This window comes from Celeribacter baekdonensis, assembly GCF_003047105.1.
Classification (GTDB): Bacteria; Pseudomonadota; Alphaproteobacteria; order Rhodobacterales; family Rhodobacteraceae; genus Celeribacter; species Celeribacter baekdonensis_B.
The window spans coordinates 2,376,682-2,395,974 of sequence record NZ_CP028475.1; the positions used below are offsets into that span (position 1 = coordinate 2,376,682).

General features: G+C 57.6%; 20 protein-coding genes. 13 read left to right on the forward strand and 7 right to left on the reverse strand.

What is annotated here, in order from left to right; all coding sequences use genetic code 11:
* Positions 1–17 precede the first annotated feature (17 nt).
* Positions 18–866, reverse strand: a complete 849-nt coding sequence (locus DA792_RS15350; protein ID WP_107720804.1) for an MOSC domain-containing protein — start codon at positions 864–866, stop codon at positions 18–20.
* A 284-nt stretch (positions 867–1,150) separates the two neighbouring features.
* Between DA792_RS15350 and DA792_RS15355 the strand changes: the two genes are divergently transcribed.
* From DA792_RS15355 to DA792_RS15370, 4 genes are read left to right on the forward strand one after another with little or no spacing between them, the layout of a single operon-like run.
* Positions 1,151–1,513: a CidA/LrgA family protein gene (locus DA792_RS15355; RefSeq protein WP_107722728.1), complete on the forward strand. Its 363-nt coding sequence runs from the start codon at positions 1,151–1,153 to the stop codon at positions 1,511–1,513.
* Positions 1,510–2,226, forward strand: a complete 717-nt coding sequence (locus DA792_RS15360; RefSeq protein ID WP_107720806.1) for an LrgB family protein — start codon at positions 1,510–1,512, stop codon at positions 2,224–2,226. The genes DA792_RS15355 and DA792_RS15360 overlap by 4 nt, the downstream gene beginning before the upstream one ends.
* 12 nt (positions 2,227–2,238) lie before the next feature.
* Positions 2,239–2,853: a cob(I)yrinic acid a,c-diamide adenosyltransferase gene (gene cobO / locus DA792_RS15365; protein WP_107720809.1), complete on the forward strand. Its 615-nt coding sequence runs from the start codon at positions 2,239–2,241 to the stop codon at positions 2,851–2,853.
* A 4-nt stretch (positions 2,854–2,857) separates the two neighbouring features.
* Positions 2,858–3,394: an NADPH-dependent FMN reductase gene (locus DA792_RS15370; protein WP_107720812.1), complete on the forward strand. Its 537-nt coding sequence runs from the start codon at positions 2,858–2,860 to the stop codon at positions 3,392–3,394.
* On the opposite strand, the gene DA792_RS15375 is transcribed toward DA792_RS15370, so the two are convergent.
* Positions 3,386–4,426: an NAD(P)/FAD-dependent oxidoreductase gene (locus DA792_RS15375; protein WP_199908075.1), complete on the reverse strand. Its 1,041-nt coding sequence runs from the start codon at positions 4,424–4,426 to the stop codon at positions 3,386–3,388. The two genes, DA792_RS15370 and DA792_RS15375, sit on opposite strands and share 9 nt — an antisense overlap.
* Positions 4,427–4,502: 76 nt before the next feature.
* Between DA792_RS15375 and mnmD the strand changes: the two genes are divergently transcribed.
* A complete protein-coding gene (gene mnmD / locus DA792_RS15380) occupies positions 4,503–5,168 on the forward strand; it encodes a tRNA (5-methylaminomethyl-2-thiouridine)(34)-methyltransferase MnmD (RefSeq protein ID WP_107720816.1) in 666 nt (221 codons plus the stop codon).
* Positions 5,165–6,055, forward strand: a complete 891-nt coding sequence (locus DA792_RS15385) for a DMT family transporter (RefSeq protein ID WP_107720818.1) — start codon at positions 5,165–5,167, stop codon at positions 6,053–6,055. The genes mnmD and DA792_RS15385 overlap by 4 nt, the downstream gene beginning before the upstream one ends.
* Before the next feature lie 6 nt (positions 6,056–6,061).
* Here DA792_RS15385 and DA792_RS15390 read toward each other — a convergent pair whose 3' ends face one another.
* Positions 6,062–8,002, reverse strand: a complete 1,941-nt coding sequence (locus DA792_RS15390) for a lytic transglycosylase domain-containing protein (protein WP_159075288.1) — start codon at positions 8,000–8,002, stop codon at positions 6,062–6,064.
* 169 nt (positions 8,003–8,171) lie between these two features.
* Between DA792_RS15390 and dapA the strand changes: the two genes are divergently transcribed.
* Positions 8,172–9,044: a 4-hydroxy-tetrahydrodipicolinate synthase gene (dapA, locus tag DA792_RS15395; RefSeq protein ID WP_107720822.1), complete on the forward strand. Its 873-nt coding sequence runs from the start codon at positions 8,172–8,174 to the stop codon at positions 9,042–9,044.
* A gap of 70 nt (positions 9,045–9,114) precedes the next feature.
* Here the strand turns inward: dapA and DA792_RS15400 are convergent, their stop codons facing one another.
* A complete protein-coding gene (locus DA792_RS15400) occupies positions 9,115–9,555 on the reverse strand; it encodes an ion channel (RefSeq protein ID WP_107720824.1) in 441 nt (146 codons plus the stop codon).
* A gap of 105 nt (positions 9,556–9,660) precedes the next feature.
* Between DA792_RS15400 and smpB the strand changes: the two genes are divergently transcribed.
* The 4 genes from smpB (at position 9,661) to DA792_RS15420 (ending at position 12,895) form a co-directional block, all read left to right on the forward strand.
* Entirely contained in the window at positions 9,661–10,143 is a 483-nt protein-coding gene (gene smpB, locus DA792_RS15405) for an SsrA-binding protein SmpB (protein ID WP_107720826.1), read from the forward strand.
* A 156-nt stretch (positions 10,144–10,299) separates the two neighbouring features.
* A complete protein-coding gene (gene sseA / locus DA792_RS15410) occupies positions 10,300–11,154 on the forward strand; it encodes a 3-mercaptopyruvate sulfurtransferase (protein WP_107720828.1) in 855 nt (284 codons plus the stop codon).
* Complete coding sequence (locus DA792_RS15415) at positions 11,154–12,338, forward strand: amino acid aminotransferase (protein WP_107720830.1); 1,185 nt, start codon at positions 11,154–11,156, stop codon at positions 12,336–12,338. The genes sseA and DA792_RS15415 overlap by 1 nt, the downstream gene beginning before the upstream one ends.
* Positions 12,339–12,514: 176 nt before the next feature.
* A complete protein-coding gene (locus DA792_RS15420) occupies positions 12,515–12,895 on the forward strand; it encodes a rhodanese-like domain-containing protein (RefSeq protein WP_107720833.1) in 381 nt (126 codons plus the stop codon).
* 51 nt (positions 12,896–12,946) lie between these two features.
* Here DA792_RS15420 and DA792_RS15425 read toward each other — a convergent pair whose 3' ends face one another.
* From DA792_RS15425 to DA792_RS15435, 3 genes are all read right to left on the reverse strand, one after another.
* Positions 12,947–13,663 carry a hypothetical protein gene (locus DA792_RS15425; protein ID WP_254679268.1) on the reverse strand — a complete coding sequence of 239 codons (717 nt, stop codon included), beginning with the start codon at positions 13,661–13,663 and terminating at the stop codon, positions 12,947–12,949.
* A gap of 201 nt (positions 13,664–13,864) precedes the next feature.
* On the reverse strand, positions 13,865–15,193 hold the full coding sequence (gene amt, locus DA792_RS15430; protein WP_107720837.1) for an ammonium transporter: 1,329 nt from the start codon (positions 15,191–15,193) through the stop codon (positions 13,865–13,867).
* Positions 15,194–15,228: 35 nt separating this feature from the next.
* A complete protein-coding gene (locus DA792_RS15435) occupies positions 15,229–15,567 on the reverse strand; it encodes a P-II family nitrogen regulator (RefSeq protein ID WP_009569977.1) in 339 nt (112 codons plus the stop codon).
* 272 nt (positions 15,568–15,839) lie between these two features.
* Here DA792_RS15435 and DA792_RS15440 point away from each other — a divergent pair, with 272 nt between their 5' ends.
* Both DA792_RS15440 and DA792_RS15445 read left to right on the forward strand, forming a co-directional pair.
* Positions 15,840–18,035, forward strand: coding sequence for a transglycosylase domain-containing protein (locus DA792_RS15440; RefSeq protein WP_107720839.1), 2,196 nt, complete (start codon positions 15,840–15,842; stop codon positions 18,033–18,035).
* A 30-nt stretch (positions 18,036–18,065) separates the two neighbouring features.
* A complete protein-coding gene (locus tag DA792_RS15445) occupies positions 18,066–19,280 on the forward strand; it encodes an MFS transporter (RefSeq protein WP_107720841.1) in 1,215 nt (404 codons plus the stop codon).
* The last annotated feature ends 13 nt before the right edge of the window (positions 19,281–19,293 follow it).

Here is a 19,293-nt window from a genome sequence, read left to right on the forward strand (position 1 = left end):
TCACACAGCGTAGTGAGCTAAAATGACTGCGTGTCGCCCCGTTTGGGGTCCAAAAGGTTCGAGGGGCCACTTTCCAGCACTTCAACCTCATCCCCAAGCACAATGCTGCCCGGTTCTTCGACCACAAGATTTTGGCCAAAGATGATTTTGCCAGTTACCGCCCGATGAATGCGCCGCAGGGTTGCCAGCGGCTCGTTGCGATGGGTCTGCTCGCCGGTGCTTGGATCTTGCGTGACCATGACGCAACGCTCACAGGGTTTGACCACACGGAAAATCGTCGACCCGATGCGGATCACTTTCCATGTGTCTTCGGACCAAGGTTCGATATCGCCGCCGACCACCATATTCGGACGGAAACGGCGCATTTCTACGGGGATTTCAAGCTCCGCATTGAGTTCGGCCAACGAGGCTTGCGTGGTCAAAAGCACAGGAAACCCATCCGACAGTGCCGTGAAATGGTCACTCGGCGTATAGGCGCGGTCCACGACACGCTGTGCCGTGTCGGGAAAATAAACCAGCCTCACTTCACGTTCGAGAGCGGAGGACAGGAAATGCGAGGCGTAGTTTCCAGCATCCTCAACCCCCTCGATTTCGGTCGAAAACACTTTGACCTTGCAGGGCGCACCCGACGGAAACGGGATATCGAAACGATCACTTTCAAAAGACAAAGAAATCCCGTGTGGCGTGGTCACCGCACTCAAATGGGCAAGCTTTGGCAACTCCCGACGGGTTGCGACCACGCCGTTCGAATATATAACAGCCCAGCGCCGGTCGCCTTCCACGCCCAAACCATGCACACGCGCCGCGGCCATATCTGTGCCGCTGACGCTTTTGACAGGGTATGTTGTGATGCGTGCAAGTTTCATTGGCTCCTCGGTCGCCGGTGCAAGACAGGCCCACTCATAAGTGATTCGCTTGGGAAAGAGCAGTTGGCTCAAAAGACAGGCGTGCCAATGCCTTTGGGCCTCGACATGCGTCCCCGACTCATCTGCAAATCGTTTCTTAGAACCCTACGCGACTTTGGCAGTGCGCAAAACGTTCCACTCTCAAAAGCCGACACAATCGGCATACTCCCGGCCATCCTTGCTTGCAGCCCTTAGCCCGCGCTGCGATGATGCGCCTTGATGCGAAGGCAAACAAAGGGCGCAATATGATCCTACATTTCGGGCTGTTTTTGGGCTTTCAGCTTGTCGGAGAAGCCATCGCACGGGTTTTTACATTGCGCTTGCCTGGCCCTGTGATTGGCATGATCCTTTTGGCCGTGTTGCTTTTGGCCCGTCCTAAGATCGGCACAGCCATTGAGAAGACAGCGACCGGATTTTTGTCGCATCTGTCCTTGCTATATGTGCCCGCAGGCGTCGGCATTGTGCAATATCTTGATCAAGTGTCTGAAATCGGCCTGCCTTTGGCAGCGGCACTTGTCGGCTCGACCGTGCTGGCCATTGCGTCCGGCGCGTTGACATTCAAATACATCAACCGGCTGCTGGGCGTCGCCGACGAGACACCGCTATGACCGATATTCTCGACATTTGGAGCTATCTGGCCGAAGGGCAATTGCTGTGGCTGACGCTGACACTTGTGGCCTATCTGATTGGTGATGGCTGTTTCCGCCTTGCCGGGCGCAAACCCTTTGTGAACCCGGTGTTGATCGCGATGATCCTTTTGACCGTACTGTTGAAGGTCACCGACACCTCTTATTCGACCTATTTTGAAGGCGCGCAATTCGTCCATTTCATGCTTGGCCCGGCCACCGTCGCCCTCGCCGTGCCACTCTGGTCCAACTGGCAAAAGGTCAAAGACGCGGCTGTGCCGATGTTGGCCGCCCTTCTGGTCGGAGCCTTTGTCGCCATGGGGTCGGCTGTGGCAATCGGTGCCGCCTTTGGGCTACGCGGCGATGTGCTTTTGTCGCTGGTGCCCAAATCCGCCACCTCGCCGGTCGCCATTGGCGTGGCCGAAGCCATCGGCGGCTTGCCGACCCTCACCGTCGCTCTGGTACTGATCACCGGGGTGATCGGCGCAGTGGTGACAACGCCTTTGCTCAATGCCATCGGTGTGCGCGACTACCGCGCCCGTGGTTTTGCCACAGGGGTTGCCGCCCACGGCATCGGCACCGCTCGCGCCTTTCAGGTCCATGGCACAGCAGGGGCGTTTGCCGGAATCGGCATGGTCCTCAACGCAATTCTCACGGCGCTTCTTGCACCGCTTTTTGTCCAACTCTTTATGTAAATGGAGGTCCCTATGGTTGACCAATCCGACAGTGAACGCCACGCCAGCAAAATGGCTAAGAAAAAGGCCGCGCGCGATAAAATCATGGCCACCAAAACAGATCAAAAGGGCCTGATCATCATTCACACCGGCAAGGGCAAAGGCAAATCCTCAGCCGCTTTCGGGATGATTTTCCGCTGTATCGCCCATGATATGAAATCTGCCGTGGTGCAGTTTATCAAAGGCGGCATGGACTGCGGCGAACGCGATCTGATCACCGCAAAATTTGCCGATCTGTGCGAATTTTATACGATGGGCGAGGGCTTTACTTGGGAGACCCAAAACAAAGATCGCGACATAGAAATGGCCCAAGCCGCGTGGGAAAAGGCCAAAGAGTTGATCCGCAATCCCGAGAACAAAATGGTGCTCTTGGATGAAATCAACATCGCGCTGCGCTATGATTATATCGACGTCAACGATGTGGTTGCGTTTCTGAGCACAGAAAAACCGCCGCTCACCCATGTTGTCCTCACCGGCCGCAATGCCAAAGACGAGTTGATCGAAATTGCCGATTTGGTCACCGAAATGGAATTGGTCAAACACCCGTTCCGTTCCGGCATCAAAGCCCAAATTGGCGTGGAGTATTGAGATTATGACCCTCAAACTGCTTGGCATCTCTGGCGCTCTGCGCGCCGCCTCCACCAATACGAAACTTATGCATGAAGCCGCGCGCGTTTTTGGCCCCTGTGACTTTATCGTCGCCGATCTGCGCCTGCCGCTATATGATGGTGATCTGGAGGCTGAGGGCATCCCGGCGGATGTCCTACGTTTGGCCGAACAGATCCGCGATGCCGATGCGGTGGTGATCTCGACGCCTGAGTATAACAAAATGATCCCCGGCGTTTTGAAAAATGCGCTTGATTGGGTCAGCCGCACCGAGCTGTCGCCTTGGACGGCCAAACCCGTCGCCATCATGTCAGCCGCAGCCGGGCGCGCTGGCGGCGAGCGCTCGCAATATTCGCTCCGTTGGGCGATGACGCCGTTCAATGCTCATCTGTTGCAAGCCCCCGAGGTGCTGATTGCCGCAAGTTCTGGGGCCTTTGATGAGGCGGGTCATCTCAAAGATGAGCGCTCGATCAAAGGCTTGGAAAAGCTGATGAGCGACCTGAGATCTGTGGCGTCAAAGTGAGGCTTCGACCTTAAACTCAGCCGGGATCGCATCGCGATCTTCCAACACCAAATCCATCAACACCTTGGCGGCCATGGGTGCCATGCCAAAGCCGATTTTAAAGCCGCCATTGGCGATGAAATGACCGGGGCGCGCGGGCCAAGCGCCCAACATCGGTGCGCGCGATTTGGCGCGGGGCCGGACCCCGGCCCAACGCCGGATTTCACGCCCTTCACGCAAGGCCGGGATCAGCGCCCGCGCCCGCTCTAACACTGCATCGGCCTGTTCATCGGTTTGATCAGGACTGTCAAAAAACCTCTCCGAGGTTGATCCAATCGCTGTGGTGCCGTCTGAATGCGGGATCACATGCAGGCTCTCACCATAGAGCTGCGGCGCATCATTTAGAGCCAAATCCAGCAGAATTGCCTGTCCTTTGACCCCATTGCCGACCTCGCGTCCAAAGGCCGCGTTCAAATCCTGCAATCCCCACCAGCCGCTGGCATGGATCACAGCGCCCTCCACCGCCCCCTCGCGCACGACCTCGCCGCCCAGCGCCGTGATCGCCGCCGCCAGCGCCGCGCAGGCCCGCCACGGATTCAGCCGTGCAGACAGGGTATCGTGGATCAGATAGCCGGTGGGGCTGATCGGAGCCCAATATCCGGTCTCGCCTTGACTGATGACCTGCCATAGGGCCTTGCCCTGCCATAGCGTTTTTGCCTGTTCCGCACGCTCATGAGCGAGGCCCAATTGACGTGCATCTGCAATCGCCTGCACCCGTCCCATCGGACCGTAGCCAGACGACACGCCGCCCATGTCTTCAACCTCAGGCCAATGGGTTCGCGCCATGATCAAGCTTTGAAATTGAAACTCCTTTTTTGAATTCCAACGCTCCGGCGTGTGCGGAGCCAAAGCACCGACAACACCACCAGAGGAGCCAAACCCAACCCCGTTGGGATCAATCACCCGCACCTTCGCGCCACGTTTCGCCGCCTCATAACCACAGGACAGGCCAAAGGCCCCGGCCCCGTAGATGGTGATCTCTGCTGTGCCCATGTGCGCAATTATCCATTGTACTCGCGCGCGTCGATCTTCATGGTCGCGCGTAATCAATCCTTTCATAAGCCATCCCATGACTGACCACCAGACTGCCCAAATCGAATGGCGCGACGGCACCATTCCCGTCTCGACCCGCTTTGATGATCCGTATTTCTCGCTCGCTTCGGGGCTTGAAGAAACGCGACATGTGTTTTTGGCGGGCAATGACTTACCCGCGCGGCTTCGTGAGGGGTTTCATGTGGCAGAGCTGGGATTTGGCACCGGGCTGAACATGCTCGCCTTGGCCTTGATTTGGAATGGGCCCGGCGTGGTGCGGTTTACCTCCTTTGAGGCCTTTCCAATGGACAGCGCCGACATTGCCACGGCACTCAACGCCTTTCCCGAAGCCCGCGCCATTGCCGATCCGTTTTTGGCGGCTTGGGGCACAGGCGCGCGGCAATTTCGGCTGGGCCAAATCGAGGTAGACGTCAAAATCGGCGATGCCCGCGACACGCTGCTTGGTTGGGACGGACAGGCCGATGCGTGGTTTTTGGACGGGTTTTCACCCGCGAAAAATCCCGAACTTTGGGGCGAAGACATCATGACCGACGTCGGTCGTCACACCGCGCCTCACGGCACATTTGCGACCTATACGGCGGCCGGGCATGTACGACAAAAACTCACCGATGCCGGGTTCACCGTGTCACGCATTCCCGGCCATGGCCGCAAACGCCACATGAGCGTAGGGGTCAAATCATGAGCGCGCTCAAATCAGAGGCCAACCCGCGTCTTGGCGTTCTGCTCATGGTCCTCACCATGTTCATTTTCGCCATGCAAGACGGCATTTCCCGTCATCTCGCGGGCGAATACAATGTTTATATGGTTTTGATGATCCGCTACTGGGTCTTCGCGGGCTTTGTTGTGTTGTGGTCGATGCGCGCCCAAGGCGGTTTGCGCCGGGCCATGCGCAGCGCCCAACCCAAATTGCAATTCTTTCGCGGCGCGATCTTGGCCGTTGAGGTCATCGTCATGGTGATCGGCTTTGTCAAACTTGGCCTTGTGGAAAGTCACGCCATGTTTGCCTCTTATCCGTTGATCATCACCGCCCTGTCCGCGCCAATCCTTGGTGAAAAGGTCGGCTGGCGGCGTTGGCTTTTGGTGCTGATCGGTTTTGTCGGCGTGTTGATCATCCTCAATCCCGGCGGCGGCGTCATGTCGCCCGCCGCGATCTTCCCACTTGGCTCTGCGGTCTTGTTTGCGCTCTATGGCCTGCTCAACCGCTATGTTGCGCGCAAAGATCCCGCGTCAGTGACCTTCTTTTACACCGGGATCGCGGGTGCCGTCGTCACCACTTTGATCGGCATGTGGCATTGGGAGGCGATGACCTTGGCCGATTGGGCCTGGATGGGATTGCTCTGTGCGACCTCCACCACGGGACATTATTTATTGATCCGCGCCTATGAGCTGTCCGAGGCCTCCGCGATCCAACCTTTGGCCTATTTCCAACTGGCCTTTGCGTCCATTTTGGGGGTGGTGGTATTTGGCGATGCGGTGCGGGTGAATGTCGCCGTGGGCGCGAGCCTTGTGGTCGCCGCCGGGGTGTTCACGTTTTTGCGCAGCCAAATGAAAAGCCGCAAACGCGCCTGACGCGCCTTACTTCGACGCCAAATCTTTGGACAGGGTGATCTGCCCGGTTTCGCCATGCAAACGCGCGCGGTAAACAGGCAGGCTTTCCGCCACCCGCATCACGTAATTCTGTGTTTCTCGAAAGGGGAGATGTTCGATCCAATCGACCGGATCGACCTTACCCCCACGCGGATCGCCAAACCGCGTGATCCAATCGCGCGCACGTGACGGACCGGCGTTATACCCCACGGCAATAAGCGGAATGTTATGCCCGAATTCCTCTTCGAGCTGCGCCAGATAGGCCGAGCCAAGCTGCGCGTTGAGGATCGGATCATCGAGCTGCGCCTCTTCAAAGCCCTCAATGCCCAATTTCTCCGCCATAGCCGCCCCGGTGCGCGGCATCAATTGCATCAGCCCACGCGCCCCCACGCCAGAGCGTGCTTTCGGGTAAAATTCACTTTCACGCCGGGCAATCGCCATGGCCAACTCCGGCTCCACTGGCAAATCCGCCTGCGCCAACGGATGAAGCGGGTAATAAGCGCGGTTCAACACAATACCCTGATCGGCGGCAAATTTCGCCACCAAAACCGCCAAGTATGGATCAAGGTCCAGCGCCATGTCGCCCAGTTGACCCAATTCCTGCGGCGAAAGGCTTTCGCCCAAATGCCGCAGGAATCGCGCGGCCAAAGGCGCGTCCCCGGCTTCATCCAACAACACGGCGGCTTTGAGCACCGAAGACCCCATGAACGCCGCCTGTTTGTAATCGGCAAAGCGCAACTCTCCGGTCAGGGCAGGATCAAGGCTGCGGCCAATTTTCTCCGCCGACAACAGCCCATAAAATGCAGTCTGAAACTGCGCGCCAAAAGCATAGGCGGCAGCGGCATCATCCGCGGCCCCCATCGCCTCCAAGGCGCGGCCTTCCCAATAGCCCGCCCGACCCAAAGAAATCGGCGTGCTCACAGAAACCCGAAAACGGTTGAAATGATCAAGCGCCAGCGCCGGGTCATCCAGATAGCGCAGAGCAATATAGCCCGACAGCCATTCGAGATCGGCATAATGGTCCTGATCTGCGCTCAGCCCATGGCGAGACGCGGCAGCATAGGCGATTTGCGCCTTGCCATCACGCATCATTTGCCGTGCCAAAGTGCGCCTGCGATTGCCCCAGTCTTCGGGCCTACCCAAACCGTCGCGCCCAGTGGAGCGTTGCAGCAAAAGCGTCATCGCATCCTCATTGCGCCCGCGCCGCACCCGCCATTCAAACCGCGCATGGGCCAAAGCCGGATGCTCAGCCAGCGCACCGGGCACCTCGGCCAGCGCCGCATCGACGCCCGCCTCATCGCGCATCAATTTGCGCGTGGCGGCAATCAATTTGTCCCACCCGGTCGGCAAACGCGGAATCATCCGCGCCGCATCGTCAAACCGCTCGGCCCAAAGCAGCATTTCGGCCCGCGCAACATGGTGCGGCGCTAAAATGGAGGCGTAGCGCGCCGCCAGCCAGTCTTCGGATTTGGCATCCATCGGCAGGGTGTTCCACACCAAAACCGTTTGCGCCTGCGCATCGGCATTCATGCCACGCGCCTCATAGGCCGAAATCATCCGAACAGCGCCTACACCCGTTTGCGGCGGATAGGCGTTGAGATAATCCAAAACCACATTTGGGTCAGCATTGGCCGGGATCGCCGCCTCGCCTTTTTCAGCCAAAAGCGGCAGGCCCGGCCAATCTGGATTGCGCTTCAAAAAGGTTTGATACTCACCAAATGTCCCGCGCCCTGCGCGCAACCGGTTCCATTCAATGATATCGACCCCAACGCCCTGCGCCTCGCTTTTGGCCAGATCCCAATCGCCAGACCACTGTGCCTCATAGGCACGCATCAACGCATCCGATTGCGGTGACGCATCAGAGGGAACGGCAAAAAATAAAGATATTCCAAAGGCATATACTGCCTTTGCCGGGGAAAAACGGTGCATGATATGGTCTAAGTCTTTTGAGGCTGCTCGGGCTTTTGCCCATAGCTTAACAACCGCACGATCCGCAGCAATACTGATTCTTGGCATTGCCCGCGAACACGGCTAGTTTCCGCCGGACAATTCACGGGCGACTCACGCCCAATTTATCTAAGACGAAAAGGAGCGTTCGATGTTCAAAGGATCCATTCCTGCACTGGTGACGCCGTTTAAAGACGGCAAACTGGATGTCGATACACTCAAGACCCTCGTTGAGTGGCATATCGACCAAGGCTCGAACGGGCTTGTTCCGGTCGGCACCACGGGCGAATCTCCGACCCTGAGCCATGACGAACACAAACGCGTGATCGAGATCGTGGTCGAAACGGCTGCGGGCCGTATTCCGGTGATTGCGGGCGCGGGATCAAACAACACGGTCGAGGGCATCGGGTTTATCGAACATGCCGCCAAAGTGGGGGCCGACGCCGCCCTCGTGGTCACGCCTTATTACAACAAACCGACCCAAAGAGGCCTGATCGCGCATTTCACCGCCATGCATGACGCTGCCGAATTGCCGATCGTGATTTACAACATTCCGGGTCGTTCGGTGATCGACATGACGCCTGCGACTATGGGCGAATTGGCGAAATTGCCGCGCATCATCGGTGTCAAAGACGCCACCGGCGATCTGTCGCGTGTGCCGAAGACCCGCTTGGCCTGTGGCACCGATTTTGTTCAGCTCTCCGGCGAAGATGCCACCGCACTTGGCTTTAACGCCCATGGTGGGGTGGGCTGTATCTCTGTGACCGCCAATGTCGCGCCGAAACTTTGCGCTCAGATGCAAGCGGCCACTTTGGCGGGCGATTACGCCACGGCCTTGGAGATCACCGATAAGTTGATGCCGTTGCACATCGCGATTTTCGCCGAACCCGGCGTGGTTGGCGCAAAATATGCACTGTCGCTTTTGGGCCTGTGCTCGGACGAAGTCCGTTTGCCGCTGACCCCGCTTTACGAGGACACAAAAGACTTGATCAAAGAGGCGATGGAACACGCTGGTTTGCTCTAAACCATCTTCATTCCCTCAAACAAAAGGGGCCTTTCGGGGCCCCTTTTTGCATCAAATCTGCCCATCCACATTACATCCGGTGACGGCTTTCCAATTGGTTGCGCCGCACATGGCGCAGCACTTCCATCAACAGCGCCGTCATCATCCCGATGTTCAACAACCCGTTGGTCGCCGCCATCCCAGACAAAAGCCGCCACTCCTCAGGCAGTAAAAGATCGCCAAAGCCCAGCGTGGTAAAGGCCACGAGCGAGAAATACAGCGCCTCTTCAAAATGTGCGAAAAGTCCAATCGCCCGAAAGGCAATCGCCCAAATCCACACACCCGCCGTGATCATCCACAACACCGCAACCACCGCCGCCATCAGCACCAGTGCCAATTTCGGCCCATGCGGTTCACGGATCAGCCAATTGTGCGCCCTTTGCAGCACAAGTTCGAGCAACAAGAACCCCAAGGCGGCAACAAAAACCGACAGGACGATCAGGCCCGTGCCTACGAAAATCTGAAGAAACATCTGTGCTCCAAGCCAAATTCATGTCGAATTTCGGCGAACTTGGCAGAATTGAGCCACGCAGGCCAGTGGACAGATCGCCTCTGAATGCTTATCTGACGCTCTACCATGGCCAATAAAAAACAAACACCCGAAGAAAAGAACTACAAGGTCATCGCCGAAAATCGGCGGGCCCGCTATGACTATGCCATCGAGAATGACATAGAATGCGGCATTGTCTTGTCTGGTTCCGAGGTCAAATCCATGCGGACCGGCCAAACCAACATCGCCGAAAGCTACGCCTCGGTCGATGATGGCGAACTTTGGCTGACCAATTCCTACATCGCGCCCTATCAACAGGCGATGTTCCCACATGAAGAACGCCGCAAGCGCAAACTCTTGGTCACGAAACGCGAGCTGTCCCGCCTTTGGCAGGCCACAGGACGACAAGGCATGACGCTTGTCCCTTTGGTGATGTATTTCAACCATAAGGGTCGGATCAAAATCAAACTCGGCATCGCCAAGGGCAAAAAGAACCACGACAAACGCGCCACCGAGGCGGAGCGCGATTGGGGTCGGCAAAAACAGCGACTGTTGCGTCACGGCGATTGAGATCCCGAGGCTGAGACCGGTCTGTGCCCAGTTTTGCGGATGCGCGCGCATTTTCGTGGCCGCAATCGCCCCGAGAGCCACCGGATCGCTTGCGCGAGCGCGCCGGGACCGCTAAGGCAAATCCGACCGCCCTCCAAGACCGGAAAGGCAAATCATATGCCCTACAGCGACCCGAAAACTTTGGTTTCGACCAAGTGGCTCTCTGAGCATCTCAAATCCCCGGAGCTTCGGCTCATCGACGCAAGCTGGTATATGCCCGCCGACAATCGCGATTGCCGGACCGAGTATGAGGCCGAACATATCCCCGGCGCCCGGTTTGTGGATGTCGACGAAGTGGCCGACCTGCGCTCTGATTTACCGCATATGCTGCCACCCGTTGAAAAATTCATGTCCCGGATGCGCGAGCTTGGCATCGGTGATGGTCATCAGGTTGTGGTTTATGACACGACGGGCGTGTTTTCCGCACCGCGCGTGTGGTGGATGTTCAAATATTTCGGCCAAGACAATGTTGCCGTGCTTGATGGCGGATTGCCGAAATGGAAGGCCGAGGGCCATCCTGTGACCGCCGAGCCGCCGACCGTCCGCGACCGCCATATGATCACCGAGGTGCGCCCCGAACTTCTGCGCGATGTGACGCAGGTCGCGGCGTCCTCGAAGCTGGGCGATTATACGATCATTGATGCACGCTCCGCCGCACGGTTCAAAGGCGAGGCCACTGAGCCCCGGCCCGGTCTGCGCTCTGGTCATATCCCGAACTCCCGCAATGTGCCCTTCCAGGACCTTTTGACCCCGCAAGGCACGTTGAAATCCACTGACGACCTGCGTGCCGTATTTGTGGCCGCGGGGGTCGATCTTTCTAAACCGGCGATCACAACCTGTGGATCGGGGATAACCGCCGCCATTTTGGGCCTCGCGCTCACCCGTCTTGGGGCGACATTCTCGCTCTATGACGGATCTTGGGCAGAATGGGGCATGTACGGCGACCTGCGTGTCGCAACTGGAGAAGCGTAATGCTGAGCACTCTGAAACCGCAACCTGCGGATAAAATCCTTGAACTGATGGCGCTGTATCGCGACGATCCGCGCGACACGAAAATCGACCTTGGCGTTGGCATTTACAAAAACGCTGACGGCGAAACCCCGGTGATGCGGGCGATCAAAGCCGCCGAAAAGCAGCTTTGGGAGGTTGAGACCACCAAGAAATACACCGCCCTGTCTGGTGATCCGGCCTTTGGTGCGGCAATGAAAACGCTGGTTTTGGCGGATAGCGTGGACCACGCCCGCGTTGGCGCGATTGCGACGCCGGGTGGCACTGGTGCGATCCGTCAGGCGTTTGAATTGGCGAAATTGGTGAACCCGGATGTGACCATCTGGACGTCAAACCCGACCTGGCCGAACCATGTGTCGATCATCAAATTCATGGGCCTGACCAACAAATCCTACGCCTATTTCGACGAGGCCAATTGCACCGTCGATTTCGACGCGATGATGGAGAGCCTCAAAGAGGTGAAGGCGGGCGACGTGGTGTTGTTGCATGGCTGCTGTCATAATCCGACCGGCGCCAACCTGACGCTCGAACAATTTGATCTGGTCGCTGATCTGATCCTTGAAAAAGGTGCGACAGCGCTGGTGGATATCGCCTACCAAGGCTTTGGCGATGGTCTTGAAGAAGACGCCGCAGCAACCCGCCTTCTGGCCTCGAAGCTGCCGGAAATGTTGATTGCGTCAAGCTGTTCTAAGAACTTCGGGATTTACCGCGAGCGCACTGGCTGTCTCATGGCAATCTCCGAGAAAGCCGAACAGACCGCCGTGACCCAAGGCACGTTGAACTTCCTCAACCGTCAAAACTATTCCTTCCCGCCCGATCACGGCGCGCGGCTGGTGACGATGATTTTGGATGATGCGGCCTTGCAGGCCGATTGGATGGAAGAACTTGAAGAGGTCCGTTTGGGCATGTTGGGTCTGCGCACGCAACTCGCCGATGAACTGCGTCGTCTGACCAATTCGGATCGGTTCGATTTCATCGCCAAACACCGCGGCATGTTCTCCCGCATTGGGGCCACACCCGAAGAGGTTCTGAAACTGCGCGAAGACTATGGCATCTATATGGTCGGCGACTCGCGGCTGAACATCGCCGGGTTGAACGCCGAAACGGTGCCGATTCTGGCGGCGGCTGTGGCGAAAATCTGTAAATAATCTGCGGACCTGATCACGACACAACATCAAAGGGCGCTCCTGCGGGGGCGCTCTTTTTTCATGGATTGGCCCCACAGCGCCAATTGCGGCCTGTCACACAGGAAACACTTTCAAAGATCATAATCACACCTATCTATATATCAGACTTTCCAATTTTCCCTTCCAAAGGACTCAGCATGAAAACCGAAACTGTAGACGGCGCGGCTTTTGAAACTTGGACCGTAGACGAGGTGCAAAAGGCCTTTGACGCCAATGACATCGTCCTGATCGACGTGCGCACGCCGCAAGAATACATGTTCGAGCATATCGAAGGCGCATTGTTGTTTCCGATGTCATTTTTTGCCGCCGACAAACTCCCAAGCCAGGACGGCAAGCGGATCGTGTTCCATTGCGGCTCCGGCGTGCGCTCGGCGCGCGTGGCCACGGCCTGTGCCAAAGCGGGGATCACCCCCATCGCGCATATGGAAGGTGGCTTTGGCGGCTGGAAAGCGGCGGGCAAGGCCTACATGGGCACCGACATGGCCTCCGGTGCCCCGACAAAAGTCGCGGCGAAGTAATCCGCTGAATGAACCGTCGCCAAGGGCATCCTTTGGGGTGCCCTTTTGTGTTTAGCTGGCAAAAATGCGCGCCATTTCGCGCTCAAACTCGGCCCAGCTCATTGTCGCCTTGTTGCCCGCATAGCCATCGTAATGGGATTTGCCCGTAGAGGTCGGCAGCCCGGCCCAGATTTTGGCCAAGTTGTTCATGAACTCGCGCCGGGGGATTTGCCCTTGGCGCGCTTCATAAAGCCCCGCTTCCATCAACAACATATCTGACAAACGATCCTGAACGGCGGGGGTAAAGATCACCTCTGGCCCCAAATCCAATTCGGTGACGAGACGGGCCAGTGTTTTAGGAATAAATTGATAGCGTCCAATGGCATGGGGTTGCCCCGGCGTGGCCTCAATCCATGCGAAAATCTCCCCCAAAGTCATCTGGGTTGGAGGTTTGCGTGGCAACACCTTGGCCGCATGTTGGATCGCGTCATAGCCATCCCGCCGCGACTCGGCACGGCCAATGACGTTGCGGATCACCGCAAGATACCCCGACTCATCATTGGGCACAAAGATCGACGGCGTGGACGGAAGGCGTGGCGGGGCAGGATCAAACAGGCTGCCGGACACCCGCCCGACAAAGAGGCTCGGCCCGAAGGCCGATTCTTGGCCAAGAGAGACCGGCACAAGCGCTTGCGGGGCCATTCCGATCAGAGGCGCACGATCCGCAAACAGGGATTGAGGGTCCGCATGACCACGCGACACGAAACTCACGAGCATCACCACAGACATCAAAAAACCGGGCGCACACCGCCAAACGCAATTCTTGCGACACATATCATCCTCATCGGCTGGCCTCCTTTAAGAAGGCCCAACAAGGAATAGGAAAAACTGGTTTAGATTCGGTTTAGACGCCCCAAAGCGACCCGCAAAACACGCAAAGGCCCCAACACTTTCGCGCCGGGGCCAATCTATTTGATCTGCTAAAGGCGATTAGCCTTTGTAGAACTCAGGGTAGGCTTCCATGCCAAGCTCAGCTTTGTCGAGACCAGTGATCTCAGCTTCTTCGGAGACGCGGATGCCACCGAAGGCTTTGAGCACGATCCAGAGCACCAAGGAAACCACGAAGGTGAAGGCGCCGATGGACACGATACCGACGAGCTGAGTGCCAAAAGAGGTGTCAGCGTTGGTCAGCGGAACCGCAATGGTGCCCCAGATGCCGCACATCAGGTGAACCGGGATGGCGCCAACAACGTCGTCGATTTTCAGCTTGTCGAGGAACGGCACAGCGAAGACCACGATGATACCGCCGATGCCACCGATGATCAGGGACATAAAGAGCGACGGAGCAAGCGGTTCAGCGGTGATGGACACAAGGCCAGCCAGCGCACCGTTGAGCACCATGGTCAGGTCGATTTTGCCGTAGATGATTTGCGTCAAAACCAAAGCCGCGATGGAACCGGCAGCAGCGGCCATGTTGGTGTTCACGAAGATACGGCCAACGTCGGTGATGTCGCCAACAGTACCAGCAGCAAGCTGCGAACCACCGTTAAAGCCGAACCAACCGAGCCACAGGATGAATGTACCCAAAGTGGCGAGCGCCAAGTTGGACCCCGGGAAAGCCGTGACTTTGCCGTCTTTGTATTTGCCGATACGCGGGCCAAGAACCAACGCGCCAGCCAAAGCAGCCCAACCACCGGCAGAGTGCACCAAGGTGGACCCAGCGAAGTCGGAGAAGCCCATTTCGGAGAGGAAACCGCCGCCCCACTGCCAGGAAGCTTCGATCGGGTAGAAGAAGCCGGTCAGCACGATGACAAAGATGAAGAACGGCCAGATTTTGATACGCTCAGCCAAAGTACCGGACACGATGGACGCGGTGGTCGCACAGAACATCAACTGAAAGAAGAAGTCGGATGCGGTGGAGGCATAATCCAAAGCCGCATCAGCAGCGCCGAGACCAACAGGTTCCATTGTGGCGGTGCCAACAGCACCGAGGAAGCCCGGAATGATCCAAGCATCGCCCGGGTACATCAAGGAGTAGCCGATGAGCCAGTACATGATGGCCGCGATGGAAAACAACACAACGTTTTTCAACAACTGTGTGGTCACGTTTTTGGAGCGTACGAGGCCAGCCTCCAACATCGCAAAGCCCGCAGCCATCCACATGACGAGGAAACCGCCAATGAGGAACAGCAGCGTGGTCATGATATATGGGCCGATTTCGTCAAAGCCCGGCGCAGCCATTTCGGCATCCTGCGCAAAAGCCACAAGCGGAAGCAAAGTCGCCACCGCAGAGGCCGGAATGAGTTTGGTGAGTTTCATGTGTTTCAAGTCCCTTTCGTCTCGGGTAGCGCGACTCAGATCGCGTCGTCGTTGGTTTCGCCGGTACGGACGCGTGTTGCGCCTTCCACGTCGAGAACAAAAATCTTGCCGTCGCCGATCTTGTCGGTTTTGGCAGTGGATGCGATGGTTTCGACAACCTGCTCGGCCATGGCATCACCCACGACGATCTCAAGTTTCACCTTCGGCACAAAGTTCACGGCATATTCTGCGCCGCGATAGATTTCGGTGTGACCAGACTGCGAGCCAAAGCCCTTGATCTCGGTCACCATCATGCCCCGAACGCCGATACCAGTCAGCGCTTCACGGACTTCTTCAAGCTTAAACGGCTTGATTGCAGCAATAATGAGTTTCACGTTTTTCCCCTTCCGTTTGAGCGGGTGACCTCCTCTGCAGGGAGGGCCACGGATGAAGCAAAACGATGTTAAGAGTTCCTTCACAAGGAAAGGCATCGTTGGTACTGCATGTTTTCAGGGCACTTCTGCACAAAAATTATACATTTTGTGCGACGAGATTATTTTTTAGGCAATAAATAAAGCCATCACAGCGACTCGTTTCCCCTCAACATTCCGACAAGCTCTCTGTAAGCTGGTTCATAATTAAAAACGGCAATGATCGAGCAAAGCCCATGACCGAACCCAGACGGGGCAAGAGTAAACTTGTCGCGGAGCGCCGCTATCCTGCGAAAAAGCAGGCTCCAAAGGCACAGACCCAAAAGGCTGCGCCCCAAAAAGCCAAAGCGAAGAAACCCGCAAGATCGCGCAGATCGCCCCGCAAGGCCCCTTCGTCTTTGTTTATGCGCCTGTTTGGCGGGCTGTTCGGGTGGGTGTTCCGTCTGATTTGGATCGTGACATCGCGGGTCGCGTTGGTTGGCGCACTCGTGCTTGGGATTGCGGTGTTTTACATCTACACAACCCTGCCGCAGTTTTCCGACCTCTTGGACGGGCGCGCGCGCGGCTCAGTCACGCTTATGGACCGCAACGGCTCGGTCTTTGCATGGCGCGGCGAACAATTTGGTGGCCAAATCACCGCCGACACCGTGTCGCCCTATCTCAAAGAGGCCATTATCGCCACGGAGGACCGCAGGTTCTACAAACACTTCGGCGTCTCCCCACGCGGGGTTGCCTCTGCAATCAAGATCAACCTGTCCGAAGGCCGCAGTGCGCTCTCCGGTCACGGTGGATCGACGTTGACGCAACAAACGGCCAAGCTGTTGTGCCTCGGCGTGCCTTTTGATCCCAAAACGTGGAAAAATCAGACGGAATACGAAGCCGATTGCCGTCAGGGGTCTCTGACCCGCAAGATCAAAGAGGCTGTCTATGCGCTTGCAATGGAAGCGCGCTATTCCAAGGATGACATCCTTTCTATCTACATGAACCGTGCCTATTTGGGCGCGGGCGCAAACGGCTTTGAAGCCGCCGCACAACGGTATTTTGGTAAATCCGCAGCAGAGGTGAATATTGCAGAATCCGCCATGCTGGCGGGGCTTTTGACGGCACCGTCCCGTTACGCACCCACCAGCAATCTGGAGCGTTCTCAGGAGCGCGCGGGCATCGTGTTGTTGCTGATGAACCAACAGGGCTACATCACCGACGATGAACGCGCCTATGCCAAGGCCCACCCCGCCGAACTGTCCGATACCGCCGAAAAACGCGCGGGCGGGTATTTTGCCGACTGGGTGATGGGGGCAGGCCCGGACTTTTTGACCCGCGACACCACAGAAGATGTGGTGATCGACACGACCTTCGACCAGCGCATTCAAACGGCGGCGGAAGACGCGTTGACATGGGTGTTTGAAAACAAGGTGCGCGAAGGCTCCAAAGCCCAAGCCGCGATCATCGTCATGTCCGCAGACGGCGCCGTGCGCGCCATGGTGGGTGGTCGCAAACTCAAGGTCTCTGGTGCCTTCAACCGCGCGACTCAGGCCAAACGCCAACCCGGCTCCTCATTCAAACCCTTTGTCTATGCCACGGCGCTGGACATGGGTTGGTCCTACGACAGCCCGATTGTCGACGAACCTCTGACCCTTAGCATCCCCGGTTCCGGGCCGTGGTCGCCTCAGAACTATGACCGGAAATTCCACGGCACCGTGACGCTGACCGATGCACTGCGCCACAGCTACAACATCCCGGCGGTGAAACTCGCGATGGATGCGGGGCTGGAAAACGTGCGCACCGTGGCCGAAATGTTTGGCATCGAAAGCGATCTGGCCCAAGGCCCGGCTTTGGCGCTTGGCGCCTCGGAAACCACGCTTTTGGAAATGACCGGCGCTTATGCCGGGATTCTCAATGGCGGCTCTTCTGTGACACCCTATGGTCTCAAATCCCTGCGCCTGAAAGGCGATGACACGCCGTTGATGGGCCAAGATGGCGGGCTTGGCGAGCGGGTGATCACGCCCGAATCCGCGCAAGAGTTGATCTACATGATGTATAACGCGGTCCAATCCGGCACCGGCGAGCGGGCGCAAATTCCGGGTGTCGAAGTGGCGGGTAAAACCGGCACGACGCAGGCCGCGCGCGACGCATGGTTCATGGGCTTCACCGCCGATTATGTTGCGGGCGTCTGGATGGGCTATGATGACAACGCGCCTTTGACCGGGGTCACAGGCGGCGGTCTTCCGGCCGAAATTTGGCAAAAGACGATGGAAAAGGTGCAGGAGGGGCTTGAACCGAAACCCCTGCCAATGATCCGCCCTGCCGCACCGCCCACAGTCAATCCGCAGTTTCCGGGCAACACGGCCTCGTCCAACAGCCGCTCTGGTGACAAGGCCGACAATGTGTTGCTTGATCTGCTTGGGGCGATCTTTGGTGGTGGCAATAACTGATATGTCCAGACCCTAGACACGGACCACAAAATGGCAAAATTCGCCCTGCCCAACCTGAATCGCGGCCATCTGCGGCGTTTGCCGCGCGGGATTTGGGCGTTGGGACTGGTGTCGCTGTGGATGGATATTTCCTCCGAGATGATCCATGCGCTGTTGCCGATCTACCTGGTCAGTGTGATGGGGGCCTCGATGGTCACCGTCGGTGTGATCGAAGGCATGGCCGAGGCCATTGCGGCCATCACCAAACTGTTCTCCGGTGCGCTCAGCGATTGGTTGGGCAAGCGCAAAATCCTTGCTGTGATCGGTTATGGATTGGCCGCCGTGACCAAACCGATCTTTCCGCTGGCCCCAACCATCGGCTGGCTGATTGGCGCACGGTTTATTGACCGGGTGGGCAAGGGCATTCGCGGTGCGCCGCGTGATGCGTTGATCGCCGATCTGGCCCCTGCCGAGTTGCGTGGGGCCAGTTTTGGTCTGCGTCAGACGCTGGACACCATCGGCGCGTTCCTTGGCCCGCTCATCGCCGTTTTGTTGATGTGGCTGACCGCCAACAACATCCCTTTGGTGTTTTGGTTTGCCATTCTTCCGGCCTTTATCGCCGTCACCTTGCTGATCACTTTGGTCCCCGAACCCGAGCGCTCGAAAGACCTGCCCAAGGTCAAATCCCCGCTCAACCTGCGCGATCTACGCCATCTTGGTGCACCGTTTTGGAGTGTCGTCGCGGTGGCCGCAGTATTCACTTTAGCGCGGTTCAGCGAAGCATTTTTGATCCTCAAAGCCCATGCGGAAGGCGCACCCACTGGGTTGATCCCCATCGTCTTGGTGGTGATGAACGTCTTTTACGCACTGGCCGCCTACCCCGCTGGCGTACTGTCAGACGGCACCAGCCGCCTGCGGGTTTTGGCCATTGGCATGGGACTTTTGATCGCGGCGGATCTTACCTTTGCCATGATGCCCGGATTGATCGGCGTTTTTGCCGGACTTGCGCTTTGGGGCGTGCATATGGGATTTTCCCAAGGCGTGTTTTCAAGCCTCGTGGCCGACACGGCCCCCACCCATCTGCGCGGCACCGCCTTTGGCATGCTGAACCTGATCACCGGGGTCGCCATTTTACTGGCCAGTGTGCTCGCCGGTCTTTTATGGGACACAGTGGGGGCGCAAGGTACGTTTCTTGCGGGCGCAGCTTTGGCCTGTGTGGCGCTTGTTGGCCTGATGCCTATGCACCGGATGTTGCATCCCGCGTGACCCTCACAACATA